Here is a 15,167-nt window from a genome sequence, read left to right on the forward strand (position 1 = left end):
CCGGCGCCGGATTCGCACCGGCTTCCCCCTGTACGGGCAGGATGACGAATCACTCACTCTACCGGGGCGGTCCGCACGCCCTCCGCGCGGACGCCCGGATCCCCCGGTCGTGAGGGCTTCCCAGCAGGTCAGGGCCCGTGCCAGACTCCGGCGGGGTCACATGGGCGCCCGCCCGTGGGCAGGAACGACCGGGTGGGAAGCACCAGTGCGCAGAAGAGGTACGGCGGCCGCGGCCGCCGCTGTGGCCGGATTCATGACGATGACGGGCTGCGGCCTCGTCGGGGACGGCGAGACCGCGCCGACGGCCTCCCCGGTGCCGGTCGTCCCCTACACCAAGGAGTCGGCGGCGATGGAGATAGCGTCCCTCGCCCGGGCCGGGGGGCTCCCGGACGGGGACACCTCCGCGGCCGGGCTGCCGAAGGGCGACTGGCAGAAGTGCATGGCGCCCTGGCTGGGCGAAGCGCCGGCGGCCGGGGCCGCCGGCGCGTTCGAGGCGACGGTGATGCGGTTGCGGCAGCACGACTGGGAGATCCTCTCCAGCCACGCCGAGAAGGACGTCACCTACCGCACCCTCGCCAAGCGGGGCTGGAAGCTCTTCGCCAGGCACTACACGATGAAGGGCTTCGGCCCCGACCAGATCGTGTCCCTCACCGCCGTCGAGGACGGCTGCGAGCTGCCCCGGCAGATCAGGGGTGACTACGAGGACCCGGCCTGAGAGCCCCCGGTCCGGTCAGGCCTGGCAGCCCGAGTCCGCGATCACGAAGTAACCGGTGGGCGACTCCCGGAGCGTGTGGGTGACAAACACGTTGTAGAGCCCCATGTTCTGCTCCGAACCGTTCGCATAGACATAACCGCCCGATGTGTGCGCGCGGCCCGCCGTGACGTGCGCGTAGTTCGTGGCGGTGAAGCACCGGGCGGGCGCCGTGCCACCCGACGTCGTCGCGGTCACGGCGGCGGACGCCGTCCCCGCGGTGCCCCCCGAGTCGGCGGCGGCCACGGTGTAGCGGTAGGAGGTGCCCGCCCGCAGCCCCGTGTCCGTGTACGACGCGGAGGCGGTCGTGGCCACCTTCGCGCCGTCGCGGTACACGAGGTAGGAAGCCGCGGAGCCGACCGTGTTCCACGCCAGCGAGGCGCTGCTGTCAGTGACCCCGGCGACCTTCAGCCCGGTGGGGGCGGGCAGACCGTTCCCGCCGCCCGGGGCATCCTTGTCCAGCCCCCAGAACACGCCGGTGTGGTACGTCGAACAGATGGTGTTCAGGAAGTACGCGGCCGTCGACCCGCACTGCTCGGTGCCCGATCCAGGGCCGACCGGCAGGCCGTGCCCCATGCCGGACACCGAGAAGGTCTCCACCGCCGGCTGCCCGGACGCGTCGTTGTAGACGCTCCTGGTGGTGTTCCCCGGCAGGCTCTGGGTGCTGGACGGGGTCTGGCCGATCCCCCAGACGTTCGTCCACTGGTCGCGCAGCGCCGTCGCGTTGGCGGGGTAGACCGTGTAGTCGGAGGTGCCCTGCCAGACGGCGACCCTGGGCCACGGGCCGGTCCAGCCCGGGTAGGAGCCGCGGACCTTGTCGCCCCACTGCGCGGGCGTCAGCTTCTGCGGCCCGGTCTGACAGCCGGACGCGGCGGCCTGGCTGGTGGCGCACTGGGCGGGCAGCCCCGAGGCCACGGACCCGCCCGCGAACACGTCCGGGTAGGCGGCCAGCAGGTCGGCGGTCATCCCGCCGCCGGCCGACAGTCCGGTGACGTACACACGGCGGCCGTCGGAGCCGTACGTCTGCTTCGCGTACTCGACCATCTGCACGACGGACGCCGCCTCGCCCCTGCCCCGGGTGCTGTCGGCGGGATCGAACCAGCCGAAGCACGACAGCGGGTTGTTCGCCGAGGTGGTCTGCGGGAAGACCACGTCGAAGCCCCACAGATCGGCGTACTTCGGCCAGCCCGAGTTGGTGTAGTACGCGTTCGCCGTCTGGGTGCAGCCGTGCAGGGCGACGACCAGCGGCCGCCCCGCGGGCACGTTGTCGGGCGTGTACGCGAACATCTGCAGGTTGCCGGGGTTCGAGCCGAAGCCCGTCACCTGCTGAAGGCCGGCGGCGGCGGTTGCGGGGGGAGCGGCGGCCGCGTGCGCCGGGTTCACGGCGAGCAGTGCCAGGACGGCGAGGGGGGCGACGCGGCGGAGCAGGCGTCGCAGGATCGGCGGGCGGGGGTTCGGTGGACGCACGGTGAGGCCTCCCTGGTCGGACGTGCGGATGCTGCCGGAACCTATGAGCCGGGCGAGGACCCGCCCATGTGGCAGGCGGCCACCCGCCGCGCACCGCTGTGTGCGGCGCTGCCCTTGCGCCGGTCCCGGCGCCACCGCCGCGCTCCGGAGCACCCCGGCCGCCCCTCCCGGCCCGCACACCCGCACCATGTACGCCGCCACCATGCCGCCGCCCGTGGGTGTGTGCACCGGCCCCGTGTGATGGCGGCGGTGACGTCCTTACGGTGACGCCCATGCAGACTTCCCGGACCCCGCAGCACGAACCTCCCGCCCTCGCCTCCCTCGCCGGGCGCACCGCCCTGGTCACCGGGGCCGCGAGCGGCATCGGACTGGCCTGCGCGCAGGCGCTCGCCGCCGCCGGCGCGCACGTGCACGTGGTGGACAAGCAGGGGGAGGCCGCCAGGAGCCTGGCCGAACGGATCGGGGGGACGGCCTGGGTGGCCGACCTCTCGGTGGCCGAGGCGGTGGACGCGCTGCCCGCCGACGCCGACATCGTCGTCAACAACGCGGGGCTCCAGCACGTGGCCCCCGTGCACGAGTTCCCGCCGGACCGCTTCGCGCTGATCCACCGCGTCATGGTGGAAGCACCGTTCCGCATCTTGCGCCGTACGCTCCCGGGGATGTACGAACGCGGCTGGGGCCGTGTGGTCAACATCTCGTCCGTACACGGGCTGCGCGCCAGCCCCTACAAGGCGGCCTACGTCTCGGCCAAGCACGCACTGGAGGGGCTCAGCAAAGTGGTCGCACTCGAAGCGGCGCCGCACGGCGTGACGAGCAACTGCGTCAATCCCGGTTACGTCCGCACGCCCCTGGTCGAGAACCAGATCGCGGACCAGGCCCGCAGCCACGGCATCTCCGAGCAGGAGGTGGTCGGCAAGGTGCTCCTGGAGCGCAGCGCCCTCAAGTCCCTGATCGAGCCGGACGACGTGGCAGGGGCGGTCCTGTGGCTGTGCGGCCCGGGAACGGCCCACGTCACCGGAAGCTCGCTGGCCATGGACGGCGGCTGGACCGCCAACTGACAACGCCCACCGCCCCGCGAGCCGGAAGAACGATGTCCGCCCATGTCTGAACCCTCCCCCTCCGCCGCGCACCTGATGGCCCGCCTCCTCGACCTGCTGGCCGACGACGCCCCGGCCGAGGAACTGGGCGCCGTCACCTCCCGGGCGCGGGCCGCCGGCGTACCCGCCGCCGAACTGGCCGAGGTGGAGCGGGCGGCGGCCACCGCCCTGCGGATCAGGAGCGCCCTGCGCCAGCACCGGCGCAGGGAACTCCAGCTGACCGCGCTCTTCGACACGGCGGGCGACCTGGCCGCCTCCAGGGATCTGGACGACGTCCTCAAGGCGATCGTGCGGCGGGCCAGGATGCTGCTGGGCACCGACACGGCCTACCTCACGCTCCCCGACGAGGAGGCCGGGGACACCTACATGAGGGTGACCGACGGTTCGGTGTCCGTGCTGTTCCAGCGGCTCCGGCTCGAACTGGGCGAAGGCCTCGGCGGACTCGTGGCGCAGACCGCCAGCCCGTACGCGACCCCCGACTACCGCACCGACGAACGCTTCCGCCACACCCGCAACATCAACGCCGGTGTACTGGACGAAGGGCTCGTCGCGATCCTCGGCGTGCCCCTGCTCCTCGGCTCCAGCCGGGGCGGTACGGGCAAGGTCATCGGCGTGCTCTTCGCGGCCGACCGCGCGGCGCGGGTCTTCAGCCCCGACGAGGTGGCCCTGCTCTGTTCGCTCGCCGCGCACGCCGCGATCGCCATCGACACCGCCCGGGCGCTGGACGACACCAGGACCGCTCTGGCGGAACTCGCCGGGGCGAACGCCGAACTGGCCGGGGCCAACGCCGCCGTACGCGCGCACTCGGAGGCCATGCAGCGGGCCGAGGAGGCCCACGACCGGCTCACCGACCTGGTGCTGCGCGGCGGAGACGTGACGGACGTCGCCGTGTCGGTGGCCGGACTGCTGGAGTGGCCCCTGACCATCCACGACCCGGGCGGGCGCCCGCTGGCCGCGGTGCGCCCCGACGGCTCGGCGTTCGCCGCCGACAGCATGGACGCCGGCTGGCTCGACGCCGTCGCCGACGAGTCCCGCCACGGGGCGCGGGCGGTGCACCGCGACGGCCGGTGGGTCTGCGCCGTGCTGGCGGGCCAGGAGATGCTCGCCAGCCTCGTGCTGCACCGGCCGGACCGGCTCGACGACTCCGACCGGCGGCTCTTCGAACGTGCCGCCGTCGTCACGGGCCTCCTCCTGCTGTTGCGGCGTACCGTCGCCGAGACCGAGAACCGGATACGGGGCGAGCTGATCAGCGACCTGCTCGGGGACCCGGAACGCGACCCCGCCGGCCTGGCGGAACGCGGCCGGCGACTGGGCATCGACCTCGACCGGCCGCACCTGCTGCTGGTGGCCGAGGCATCCGCGCGCGAGAAGCTCGGCGGAGCGGCCATGCGCTATCTCTTCGGCGGCGACATCCACGGGGTGAGCGCCGAACACGCGGGCACGGTCGTCCTGCTGATCGACTGCGAAGGCCGCTCCGCCGCAGATGCCGGGGAAGCCGCGCGCGCGGCGGCCGCACAGCTCGGACACCTCGTCCAGGCCCCCGTGACCGTCGCCGGGACGGGCCCCGCCCAAGGGGCCCGCGCACTCGCCGCCGCTTACGCGGAGGCCGCCCGCTGCCTGCGCGCCATGCGCGTACTCGGGCGGGAGGGTGAGGGCGCCTGCGTCGACGAACTCGGCTTCCTGGGTGTCGTGCTGGGCAACGCCAAGGACGTGGACGGTTTCGTGACCGCCGTGCTGGGTCCGCTGCTCCGCTACGACGAGCGGCGCGGCACCCACCTCGTACGTACGCTGCGGGCGTACTTCGGCGCCGGCGGCAGCCTCATCCGGGCCAAGGACGAACTGCACGTGCACGTCAACACGGTGGTGCAGCGCCTCGACCGCATCCAGGTGCTGCTCGGCCGCGACTGGAACGAGCCCGACCGGGCCCTGGAACTGCAGCTCGCCCTGAGGCTGCATCTGCTGTCCGGCGGCCGGGACGGCTGAGGCAGTACCCGCCCGGCCCGGACGGGTACTGCCCCCACGCGGTCAGCGTGCCGCCTCCAGCAGCGACCGGGCGACCTCGTCGGCCCCCCTGTCGCCCGTCAGCACGGTGTAGTGGTTGACCCCGTCGACGCGTACCGCCCGGACGCCCGTGCCGGGCTGCCCCGCCTTCGCGAGCCGGGACTCGTCGTACAGCCCCTGCTCCTCGTTCATCAGGCCGCGCTCCGCCCACACCAGCACCGCCGGGTGCGGGAGTTCGTGTGCGGCCTTGAGCACCTCGTCCTGGAACAGGCCCACTCCGTCCGTGCGCACGGCCTCCAGGAGGCAGCTGGAGCGCATCACGGGCTCCTCGCCCGTCAGGTCCCGCTGGATGTAGGCGTCCACCTCCGGCGACCACGCGTCGCCGCCGAACGCGGGGTGGGCCCGCCAGAACGACCGGTAGGCGTCCCGGTCGGTGAACGTCATCGACAGTCGGTCCATGGCCGGGCCTATCACCGCCGTCATCAGCTCGTCGGCCGAGAGGTGGGTCGGTGCCGGGAAGCCGAACCCGCCGTCGACGAGCACCAGTTCACCGAAGTGTTCCGGATGGCGCACGGAGGCGAGCGCCGCCACGAAGGCGCCCATCGAATGGCCGGCCAGCACCACCCCGTCGAGCCCCAGCCATGCGGCGAGGGCGGCGGTGTCCTCCGCGTGCGCGGCGATGCCGTACGGGCCGGGCAGCCCCGCACTGGCGGCCCGGCCGCGCAGGTCCGGGGCGATCAGGGTGGCCCGGCCGTCCAGGTGACGGGCGACCGCGGCCCACGAGAGCGCGTTGGCCGTGATGCCGTGCAGAGCCACGATCACGGGAGCGGCTCCCGGGTCACGGGCGGGCCAGCGCAGCGCGGCCATCTCGCCTCCCGCCACAGGGACGCGTATCTCCTCGTACGGGATCATCGTTTCTCCTCACGGGACCGGCGCAGACGGGACGGCAGGCGGGCCAGGCCGCCCGGCAGCAGGTGTACCACGGCCACGAACAGCACCCCGAGCAGGAACAGCGGCTGGGAGAGCGGCACGCGCAGGACCGCGGGCAGGTCGGCCACGGCACCCGACCCCGCCAGGTCGCCGAGCCTGTGGTCGGCCCAGGTGTAGAGGATGCCGCCGACCATCGGACCCCAGCGGGTGCCCGATCCGCCGAGCACCACCATCACGAGCAGCGACAGGGTGAAGTCCGAGGTCGTGGTCTGGGGGGTGGAGCCACCGGTGAGCAGCAGGTGGACGAGCCCGCCGACCGCCGCCAGCGCCCCGGCCAGCACGAAGGCCGTCAGCTTGAAGCCGTACGGTTTCAGGCCCAGCACCTCGACCCTGCGTTCGTTCTCCTTGATGCCCTCCCAGACCCGGCCGGTGGGGGAGCGCACCGCCCACCGGACCACGGCCAGGGTGAGGACGAGGTAGGCGAGGGCGATCCAGTAGAGGTTCGCGGTATTGCCGATGCCGACCAGCCAGGAAGGCAGGAGCTCCGCCGGGGCCGCCCGCCCCTCCTCGCCGCCGGTGAGACCGCCCGGGTTGCGGGAGACGAGGATCGAGCCGGCCTGGGCGAAGGCGAGCGTCACCATCGAGAAGCCGATGCCGGTGACCCGCAGGCTCACCGACCCCAGGACCAGGGCGAGCGCGACGCCGAAGCACAGCCCCAGCACGGCCGCGAGCGCGAACGGCAGCCCGGCCTCCAGCAGCAGCACGTTCGTGGCGTAGCTGCCCGCCGCGAAGTACAGGGCGTGCCCGAAGGAGAGCAGACCCGTCCGGCCGAGAAGCAGGTCGTACCCCGTGGCGAGGGCGCCGAACAACAGGCAGGTGGCGAGGAGTTGCAGGGAGCCGGGGCTTCCGACCGGGCCGTCCAGCAGACCGGGCACGGGGAGCGCGCTGTAGGGGGCGACGGCCAGCAGCACGAGGACACCGGCCGGCCACCAGCGCAGCAGCCGGGTCCGGGGCGGCTCCGGCGCGGTGGTGACCGCGGCGGGTGCGGGTGCGGGTGTGGTGGCGGTGCTCACGCGAGCCTCCCGGTCAGTCCGCGCGGCCGGAACAGCAGCAGCGCGGCGAGCAGGACGACGACCGCCAGGTCGCCGAGGCCCGCTGCGGTGTAGTAGTTGGCGAACTGCTGGACCAGGCCGATGACGACGGCCGCCACTGCGGCGCCGGTCACCGAACCCATGCCACCGGTGACCACGACGACGAACGCGAAGATCAGGAGCGAGGTGCCCTGCCGGGGGTCGACCGAGCCGAAGTACAGCCCGCCGAGAGCCCCGCCGAGCGCGGCCACGCAGCCGCCGATCGCGAAGACCAGGGTGAACGCCTTGCGGACGTCGATGCCCAGCGCCGTCACCATCGCGCGGTCCTCGACCCCGGCGCGCACGACGAGGCCGTGCCGGGTGCGGCCGAGGAACACCCGCAGCGCGAGGAGGACGAGGACCGCCGCCGCGATCAGCACCAGCCGGTTGACGGGCACTTCGGCGCCCAGCAGCCCGAAGGTGCCGGACAGGGCCTCGGGCCCGGGGAAGGTCCGGGCGTCCGAACCCCAGATGCCGGACAGCAGGGCGGGCACGGCGAGCCCCACCCCGACCGTCGCGAGCACCTGCTCACGCGGCCGGGTGTAGAGCGGGCGTACGACGGCCAGTTCCAGGACCGCGGCGGCCAGCGTGCCCACCGCCGTCCCGAACAGGACGGCCAGGGCGAACCCCCATCCGCCGGGCCCCGCGCCGGGCAGGTTGCCGGACGCGGCCCACCAGGTCCCGTACGCGCCGATCGAGAGCAGCGCCCCGTGGGCGAAGTTGAGCACGTCCATCAGGCCGAAGATCAGGGAGAGGCCCGACGCGATGAGGAAGTAGAGCGCACCCAGACCGAGTCCGGTCATGGTGAGCAGCACGATGGTGGACATCAGGAATCCGCCTCCGCGGTGTGTGTGGCGAGCGGGCCGCGGCCCACGCCGAGCAGTTCGCGCGTGGCGCGTGCGTCGCCCAGCAGTGCGGCCGCGTCGCCCCGGTGGGCCGTCCGGCCGTCGGCGAGGACCACGCACCGCAGGGCGAGCCGGCGTACGACGGCGAGGTTCTGCTCGACCAGGAGCACGGGGACGGCCTCGGCGGCACGCTCCAGGACCCGGGTCACCTCGGTGACCACCTTGGGTGCCAGGCCCTTGGTGGGCTCGTCGGCGATGATCAGCCGGTTGCCGTTGAGCAGGGTCCGCCCGATGGCCACCATCTGCTGCTGGCCGCCGGACAGGGTGCCGGCCAACTGCGTCTCCCGGCGCTTCAGTTCGGGGAAGAGTTCATGGACCAGTCCGTACGCCGGGCCCTCCGCGCCGCGGCGCTCCGCCAGGCGCAGGTTCTCGGCGACCGTGAGGCCCGCGAAGATCCCCCGGTCCTCGGGGGCGTAACCGATGCCGCGGCGGACCAGGGTGTGGGTGGCCATCCCCACGGTCTCCTCGCCGTCGAGGCGCACGCTTCCGGCGCGGGGCACGAGACCGAGGATGCCGCGCACGGTCGTGGTCTTGCCCGCCCCGTTGCGGCCGAGCAGAGCGGTCACGCCGTGGCGGGCGACCTCCAGGTCCACGCCGTGCAGAATGTGCCGGCCGCCTATGAGGACCCGCAGGTCCCGCACGGTGAGCAGGGCGGGTTCGGGTGTCGTCACAGTCCCTCCCCGAGGTAGGCCTGCTGGACGACCGGGTCCGCCGTCACCGCCGCGGGCGTGTCCAGAGCCAGCAGGCTGCCGTGGTGCATCACGGCGAGCCGGTCCGCGAGGCCCAGCAGGACGTCCATGTGGTGCTCGACCATGAGCACGGTGCGGCCCTCCTCGCGGTGCAGGGTGCGGATCAGCTCGGTGAGGGCCGGCACCTCCTCGGCGCTCACCCCGGCCATGGGCTCGTCGAGCAGCATCAGCCGGGGCTCGCCCACCAGCAGCACCGCGAGTTCGAGCTTCCGCTTCTCACCGTGCGACAGCTCGGCGGCCGTGACCCCGGCGCGGTGCCCGAGCCCGGTGCGCTCCAGGACGCCGGCCACCTCGGCCGGGTACGGCGAGGCCCGCCGCCACAGCCGGTGCGATCCGCCGTGCGCGGCCTGTGCGGCCAGCCGCACGTGCTCGGCCACCGTCATCCCCGGCCAGAGGCTGGACGTCTGGAACGTCCGGCCGATCCCGCGCCGGGCCCGGGTGTGGACGGGTGCTCGCGTCAGGTCAGCGCCGTCCAGCGAGAGGGTGCCCGCGGTGGGCCGGACGATCCCGCTGATCAGGTTGAACAGGGAGGTCTTGCCCGCCCCGTTGGGACCGATGAAGGCGAGGAACTCGCCCTCCCGGACGTCGAGGGTGACGTCCTCGACGATGGTCGCCCCGCCGACGCGCCAGCCCAGGCCGTCCAGCCGAAGCACCGGGGCGCCCGTGCGCGTCCCGTCGTCCCGCTCCGTGGCGGTGCCGGTCGCCGTCACGGGTCAGCCCGCCGAGGGCTTGGCGGGCGGCGCCACGGCGTCGGCCGGCTGCGTGCTGACCAGTTCGGGCAGTGCGGCGGCGCCGGTGCCCTTCAGCCGCGCCACGAACATCGGCTGCACCAGCGCGTGGTCCTCGGCCCGGATCCGTTCCTTGCCCTTCACCCCGTCGAAGCTCCAGCCCTCCAGGGCCTTCACCATGGCGGCGGTGTCGGTGGCACCGCCCTCCTCGACCGCGCGCACCACCATCTGCGCCGCGGTGAAGCCGTCGGGGGTGAACAGGTCGGGGGTGCCGCCCGCCTTCTCGACGCGGTCGAGCATCGCCTTCTCCACGGCGTTGCCACCGCCCGCACCCGGGAAGTAGTGCGCCAGGAAGGAGACCTTCGCGCCCGCCTTCCCGAACACGGGGTAGGAGGCCGTGCCCGCCAGGCCCGTGACGACCTTGCCGGCCGTCAGCACGCCCTGCTGGTCGAGCGCCGTCCACAGGGCGGGCGCGGTCGCACCGGCCCAGGCGACGAAGACCAGGTCGGGCCCGCCGGCCTTGACCTGCCGGGCGAAGGGGGTCAGGTCGGTGGCGCTGGGCGGGGCCAGGACCGACCCGACCGTCGCCCCCCGGGCGCCGAGGACCGCCTTGACGGCTGCGACGTTGGCCTGTCCGAAGGTGGAGTCCTGCGCGAGGACGGTGACCTTCTTGCCCTTGGGGTCCCCGAGCATGGTGCCCGCGGTGAGGATGTCCTGGTAGGACTGCCGGCCCGAGCGGAAGGTGTAGTCGTTGACCCCGGTCAGGGCGTCCGTGGCGGCGGGGCCGTTGACGTAGAGCACCTTGTTCTGGGCGGCGAGCGGGGCCATCTGGAGGGCCACACCGGAGTCGGTGGTGCCCGCCAGCACCTTGTAGCCCTTGCCGATCAGGTTCTTCGCGGCGGACACCGCCTTGCCGGGGTCTCCCGCGTCGTCCTGCTCGGTGACCTCGATCGTGTGGCCGCCCGCCTTGCCGGTGCCCTTCGTGGCGTAGTCGAGGCCCGCCATGAAGCCGGCGCGGTACTGCTTCCCGTACGCGGCGAGCAGTCCCGTGCGGGAGTAGACGAGGCCCACCTTCACACTGCCGTCGCCGTCCTTGCCGGACTCGGACCCGCTGCCCGCCTGCCCGGCGGCGGTGCAGCCCACCATCAGCAGACCCGCGGCGCAGAGCGCGGCCGTGGTCAGGGTGCTTCTCTGGACGGTGCCTACGGCTCTGCGACGCATGGTGACCGGCTCCTCGGCGTGGTTCGGGTGATGTCGGCCGAACCGTACGAACACCGGGGCGCCGTCGATATGGTGCAGGGCACCTCACCTCGGCGGGTGCCGGTGTGCGTGCCGCACATGGGCACGCCTCAGCGGGCGTCGGCCGTCCGGCCGATCAGCCCGCACACCGTCTCGATGTCCCGCCTCACCTGGGCGATCGACTCACGCCCCGAGAGCCAGGTGATCAGTGCCGAATGCCAGGTGTGCCCGATGACGCGGACCACGGACAACTGCTCCTGCGTCGGGTCGTCGATCCCCATGGCATCCAGCACGATCGCCGTGGTGAGCCGGGACACCGCGTCCACCTCGGGGCTCACCCCGCGGTCGGCGAAGGTGAGCGCCCGCACCATGGCGTCGGCCAGGTGCGGATCGCGCTGGAGCGCGCGGAAGGCGCGCATCAGGGTCTCGGCGACCCGCCGGCCGGCGTCGTCGCCCGCCGGCGGGCGCCTGCGCAGGGTGATCTGCAACTGCTGGAGCTGGTCGTGCATCACCGCGACCAGAAGATGGACCTTGGAGGGGAAGTAGCGGTAGAGCGTGCCGAGGGCGACCCCGGCGGCGTCGGCGACCTCGCGCATCTGCACCGCCTCGAAGCCGCCCCGCCCGGCCAGCTGGGCGCCGGCCTGGAGGATGCGGCGGCGGCGGGCCTCCTGGCGTGCCGTCAGGGGACTCGCTGCAGGCCTGGCTTCCGCTGTCATCTGCCCCGTCCAAGAAGGGAGAACCGGTTACCTGTCCGGCCGGCCGCCGGTCTCCGGGCGCACGGGGCCGGCCAGGGCGTCCGTCGTGGCGTGAATCACCTGATCCGGCCGTCACGCAGACGCTACCTGCCGGTAGATTCGGTGGGTGTTGAACGAACGAGTCTGAAACTTGTTCTAGATTAGCGCGACCGGTTACGCTCCGGCGAAAACGCAGTGAGAAGGGGGCCGAGTGTGACCGCTGAGGCCATAGAGACAGGCCCCTTCGCGGGCGGTGGCGTATCGGGTACCGACGGTGACCGGCCGTTGCGCATCGCACTCCTGACCTACAAGGGCAACCCCTTCTGCGGCGGCCAGGGCGTCTACGTCCGCCACCTCGGCCGCGAACTCGCCCGGCTCGGCCACAGCGTCGAAGTGATCGGTGCCCAGCCCTACCCCGTACTCGACGAGGGCGTCCCGCTCACCGAACTGCCGAGCCTGGACCTCTACCGCCAGCCCGACCCGTTCCGCACCCCCGGACGCGGCGAGTACCGGGACTGGATCGACGCCGCCGAGGTCGCCACCATGTGGACCGGCGGCTTCCCGGAGCCCCTGACCTTCAGCCTGCGGGCGCGCCGCCATCTCCTCGCCAGACGAGGCGACTTCGACGTCGTGCACGACAACCAGACGCTCGGCTACGGCCTGCTGGGCGACCTCGGCGCCCCCCTCGTCACCACGATCCACCACCCCATCACCGTGGACCGGCAACTCGACCTGGACGCCGCCGGATCCAGGCGACGGCGCGTCTCCGTGCGCCGCTGGTACGCCTTCACGCGCATGCAGAAGCGCGTCGCCCGCCGCCTGCCGTCCGTCCTCACCGTCTCCGGCTCCTCCCAGCAGGAGATCGTCGAGCACCTCGGAGTGCGCCGGGACCGCGTCCACGTCGTGCACATCGGGGCCGACACCGACCTCTGGTCCCCCGACCCCTCGGTCGCCGAGATCCCCGGACGGATCGTCACCACCTCCAGCGCCGACGTCCCGCTGAAGGGCCTCGTGCACCTCGTCGAGGCACTCGCCAAGCTCCGCACCGAGAACCCCGCGGCGCACCTCGTGGTCGTCGGCAAGCGGGCCGAGGACGGCCCCGTCGCCCAGGCCATCGAGCGCTACGGGCTGAGGGACGCCGTGGAGTTCGTCAAGGGCATCAGCGACGCCGAACTCGTCGACCTCGTCCGCAGCGCCGAGGTCGCCTGCGTCCCCTCGCTGTACGAGGGCTTCTCCCTTCCCGCGGCCGAGGCCATGGCCACCGGCACCCCGCTGGTGGCCACCACCGGCGGTGCGATCCCCGAGGTCACGGGACCCGACGGGGAGACCTGCCTCGCCGTGCCGCCCGGCGACGCCGGCGCCCTCGCCGCGGCGCTCGGCCGGCTCCTCGGCGACCGCGAACTCCGCGCCCGCCTCGGCCAGGCGGGCCGCGCCCGGGTGCTGGCCCGCTTCACCTGGGCCCGCGCCGCTCTCGGCACCGTCGACCTGTACCGTCAGTCGATCGCCGCCCGGGGAGCCCGCAGGTGATCGCCCCCGCTGCTCCCGGAACCCGTACCTCCGACATCGAAGGCAGGCCCCCGTGCTGACCGTCGACTTCACCCGCTTCCCACTCGCCGCCGGCGACCGGGTGCTCGATCTGGGCTGCGGCGCCGGCCGGCACGCCTTCGAGTGCTACCGGCGCGGAGCCCAGGTGGTGGCCCTCGACCGGAACGCCGAGGAGATCCGCGAGGTCGCGAAGTGGTTCGCCGCGATGAAGGAGGCCGGGGAGGCGCCCGAGGGCGCGACCGCGACCGCGATGGAGGGCGACGCGCTCAACCTGCCCTTCCCCGACGAGTCCTTCGACGTGGTGATCATCTCCGAGGTCATGGAGCACATCCCCGACGACAAGGGCGTGCTGGCCGAGATGGTCCGCGTGCTGAAGCCCGGCGGCAGGATCGCCGTCACCGTGCCCCGTTACGGCCCCGAGAAGGTCTGCTGGGCGCTCTCCGACGCGTACCACGAGGTCGAGGGCGGCCACATCCGGATCTACAAGGCCGACCAGCTGCTCGGCCGCATCCGCGAGGCCGGACTCAAGCCCTACGGCACCCACCACGCCCACGCCCTGCACAGCCCCTACTGGTGGCTGAAGTGCGCGTTCGGCGTGGACAACGAGAAGGCGCTGCCGGTGCGCGCCTATCACAAGCTCCTGGTGTGGGACATCATGAAGAAGCCCCTGGCCACCCGGGTCGCCGAGCAGCTGCTCAACCCGGTCGTCGGGAAGAGCTTCGTGGCCTACGCGACCAAGCCGCACCTTCCCAGGGCCGAGGCGTGAGCACACCCGAGCAGACCGAACACCTGGTCCTGCCGGGCGTCCTCACCGCCGCACAGGCCGCCGAGACGGTGACCGCGCTGCTCGCCGTGCAACGGGAGGACGGGGCGCTGCCCTGGTTCCGCGGCCACCACCTCGACCCCTGGGACCACACCGAGGCCGCCATGGCCCTCGACGCGGCGGGCGAGCACGAGGCCGCCGCCCGGGCCTACGAGTGGCTGGCCCGCAACCAGAACGAGGACGGCTCCTGGTACGCCGCGTACCAGGACGGCGATCCGGAGCGGCCCACCGACCTCGGGCGCGAGAGCAACTTCTGCGCCTACGTGGCCGTCGGCGTCTGGCACCACTACCTGGCCACCGGCGACGACGCCTTCGCCGACCGGATGTGGCCGACGGTCTACGCGGCGACCGAGTTCGTGCTGGGGCTCCAGCAGCCCGGCGGACAGATCGGCTGGAAGCGCGAGGCGGACGGCACCCCCGTCACCGACGCCCTGCTCACCGGTTCCTCCTCCGTCCACCAGGCGCTGCGCTGCGCGCTGGCCCTGGCCGAGCAGCGTGAGGAACCGCAGCCCGACTGGGAGTTGGCGGCCGGGGCACTCGGCCACGCGATCCGCAACCACCCCGAGCGCTTCCTGGACAAGAGCCGCTACTCGATGGACTGGTACTACCCGGTCCTCGGCGGCGCGGTCACCGGTACCGAGGCGACGCGGAGGATCCAGGAGGGCTGGGACCGCTTCGTCGTCCCCGGACTCGGAGTGCGCTGCGTGCTGCCCAACCCCTGGGTGACCGGCGGGGAGAGCTGCGAACTCGCGCTGGCCCTCTGGGTGACGGGGGAGTCCGACCGGGCGCTGGAGATCCTGCAGTCCGTCCAGCATCTGCGCGCCGAGGGCGGGCTGTACTGGACCGGATACGTCTTCGAGGGCGAGAAGGCCGTCTGGCCGGAGGAGCTCACCACTTGGACGGCCGGTTCGCTGCTGCTCGCGGTCGCCGCGCTCGGTGGCGACGAGGCGACCACCGCCGTCTTCGGCGGCGAACGCCTGCCCTCGGGACTCGAGCCGGACTGCTGTCGCTGAGGGCTGTCCCATTGGCGGCACGAGCCCTGGCTTCTTGTCCGGACCGAGCGGTGCT

13 protein-coding genes and 1 pseudogene are annotated in these 15,167 nt (G+C 73.1%); 6 read left to right on the forward strand and 8 right to left on the reverse strand.

Annotated elements, in window-relative coordinates; genetic code table 11:
- The first annotated feature begins 205 nt into the window (after positions 1-205).
- Positions 206-715, forward strand: coding sequence for a hypothetical protein (locus OG206_RS23020; RefSeq protein ID WP_327119075.1), 510 nt, complete (start codon positions 206-208; stop codon positions 713-715).
- Positions 716-730: 15 nt separating this feature from the next.
- Here OG206_RS23020 and OG206_RS23025 read toward each other — a convergent pair whose 3' ends face one another.
- Positions 731-2,218: an extracellular catalytic domain type 1 short-chain-length polyhydroxyalkanoate depolymerase gene (locus OG206_RS23025; protein WP_442805957.1), complete on the reverse strand. Its 1,488-nt coding sequence runs from the start codon at positions 2,216-2,218 to the stop codon at positions 731-733.
- Positions 2,219-2,490: 272 nt separating this feature from the next.
- On the opposite strand from OG206_RS23025, the gene OG206_RS23030 reads away from it, so the two are divergent.
- Positions 2,491-3,276 carry a 3-hydroxybutyrate dehydrogenase gene (locus tag OG206_RS23030; protein ID WP_327119077.1) on the forward strand — a complete coding sequence of 262 codons (786 nt, stop codon included), beginning with the start codon at positions 2,491-2,493 and terminating at the stop codon, positions 3,274-3,276.
- Positions 3,277-3,318: 42 nt separating this feature from the next.
- Positions 3,319-5,298, forward strand: a complete 1,980-nt coding sequence (locus tag OG206_RS23035) for a helix-turn-helix domain-containing protein (RefSeq protein ID WP_327119079.1) — start codon at positions 3,319-3,321, stop codon at positions 5,296-5,298.
- A gap of 42 nt (positions 5,299-5,340) precedes the next feature.
- Here OG206_RS23035 and OG206_RS23040 read toward each other — a convergent pair whose 3' ends face one another.
- The 7 genes from OG206_RS23040 to OG206_RS23070 all read right to left on the reverse strand — a co-directional run bounded on the left by OG206_RS23040 (position 5,341) and on the right by OG206_RS23070 (position 11,713).
- Positions 5,341-6,228 carry an alpha/beta fold hydrolase gene (locus OG206_RS23040; RefSeq protein WP_327119081.1) on the reverse strand — a complete coding sequence of 296 codons (888 nt, stop codon included), beginning with the start codon at positions 6,226-6,228 and terminating at the stop codon, positions 5,341-5,343.
- Positions 6,225-7,319 (reverse strand): branched-chain amino acid ABC transporter permease, encoded by a 1,095-nt coding sequence (locus OG206_RS23045; RefSeq protein ID WP_327119083.1) that lies wholly within the window; start codon positions 7,317-7,319, stop codon positions 6,225-6,227. Before OG206_RS23045 ends, OG206_RS23040 begins: the two co-directional genes overlap by 4 nt.
- Positions 7,316-8,203, reverse strand: coding sequence for a branched-chain amino acid ABC transporter permease (locus OG206_RS23050; protein ID WP_327119085.1), 888 nt, complete (start codon positions 8,201-8,203; stop codon positions 7,316-7,318). Before OG206_RS23050 ends, OG206_RS23045 begins: the two co-directional genes overlap by 4 nt.
- Complete coding sequence (locus tag OG206_RS23055; RefSeq protein ID WP_327119087.1) at positions 8,203-8,952, reverse strand: ABC transporter ATP-binding protein; 750 nt, start codon at positions 8,950-8,952, stop codon at positions 8,203-8,205. Before OG206_RS23055 ends, OG206_RS23050 begins: the two co-directional genes overlap by 1 nt.
- A complete protein-coding gene (locus OG206_RS23060) occupies positions 8,949-9,740 on the reverse strand; it encodes an ABC transporter ATP-binding protein (protein ID WP_327119089.1) in 792 nt (263 codons plus the stop codon). Before OG206_RS23060 ends, OG206_RS23055 begins: the two co-directional genes overlap by 4 nt.
- Before the next feature lie 3 nt (positions 9,741-9,743).
- Positions 9,744-10,979, reverse strand: coding sequence for a substrate-binding domain-containing protein (locus OG206_RS23065; RefSeq protein WP_327119090.1), 1,236 nt, complete (start codon positions 10,977-10,979; stop codon positions 9,744-9,746).
- Between the two features lie 128 nt (positions 10,980-11,107).
- Positions 11,108-11,713 (reverse strand): TetR family transcriptional regulator, encoded by a 606-nt coding sequence (locus OG206_RS23070; RefSeq protein WP_327119092.1) that lies wholly within the window; start codon positions 11,711-11,713, stop codon positions 11,108-11,110.
- Positions 11,714-11,944: 231 nt separating this feature from the next.
- On the opposite strand from OG206_RS23070, the gene OG206_RS23075 reads away from it, so the two are divergent.
- From OG206_RS23075 to OG206_RS23085, 3 genes and pseudogenes are all read left to right on the forward strand, one after another.
- Positions 11,945-13,258 carry a glycosyltransferase family 4 protein gene (locus OG206_RS23075; RefSeq protein ID WP_327119094.1) on the forward strand — a complete coding sequence of 438 codons (1,314 nt, stop codon included), beginning with the start codon at positions 11,945-11,947 and terminating at the stop codon, positions 13,256-13,258.
- 37 nt (positions 13,259-13,295) lie between these two features.
- Positions 13,296-14,042, forward strand: a pseudogene (locus OG206_RS23080) (class I SAM-dependent methyltransferase); the annotation flags it as partial.
- Positions 14,039-15,112, forward strand: a complete 1,074-nt coding sequence (locus OG206_RS23085; protein WP_327119096.1) for a prenyltransferase — start codon at positions 14,039-14,041, stop codon at positions 15,110-15,112. The pseudogene OG206_RS23080 and the gene OG206_RS23085, both read left to right, overlap by 4 nt.
- Positions 15,113-15,167: the final 55 nt, after the last annotated feature.

Origin of the sequence: Streptomyces sp. NBC_01341 (assembly GCF_035946055.1) — a bacterium.
Classification (GTDB): domain Bacteria; phylum Actinomycetota; class Actinomycetes; order Streptomycetales; family Streptomycetaceae; genus Streptomyces.

Bases quoted from the DNA above. Each gene is read 5' to 3' on its own strand.
- OG206_RS23050 (WP_327119085.1), bottom strand. From the start codon at position 8,203: ATGTCCACCATCGTGCTGCTCACCATGACCGGACTCGGTCTGGGTGCG.
- OG206_RS23070 (WP_327119092.1), bottom strand. From the start codon at position 11,713: ATGACAGCGGAAGCCAGGCCTGCAGCGAGTCCCCTGACGGCACGCCAG.
- OG206_RS23040 (WP_327119081.1), bottom strand. From the start codon at position 6,228: ATGATCCCGTACGAGGAGATACGCGTCCCTGTGGCGGGAGGCGAGATG.
- OG206_RS23030 (WP_327119077.1), top strand. From the start codon at position 2,491: ATGCAGACTTCCCGGACCCCGCAGCACGAACCTCCCGCCCTCGCCTCC.
- OG206_RS23035 (WP_327119079.1), top strand. From the start codon at position 3,319: ATGTCTGAACCCTCCCCCTCCGCCGCGCACCTGATGGCCCGCCTCCTC.
- OG206_RS23065 (WP_327119090.1), bottom strand. From the start codon at position 10,979: ATGCGTCGCAGAGCCGTAGGCACCGTCCAGAGAAGCACCCTGACCACG.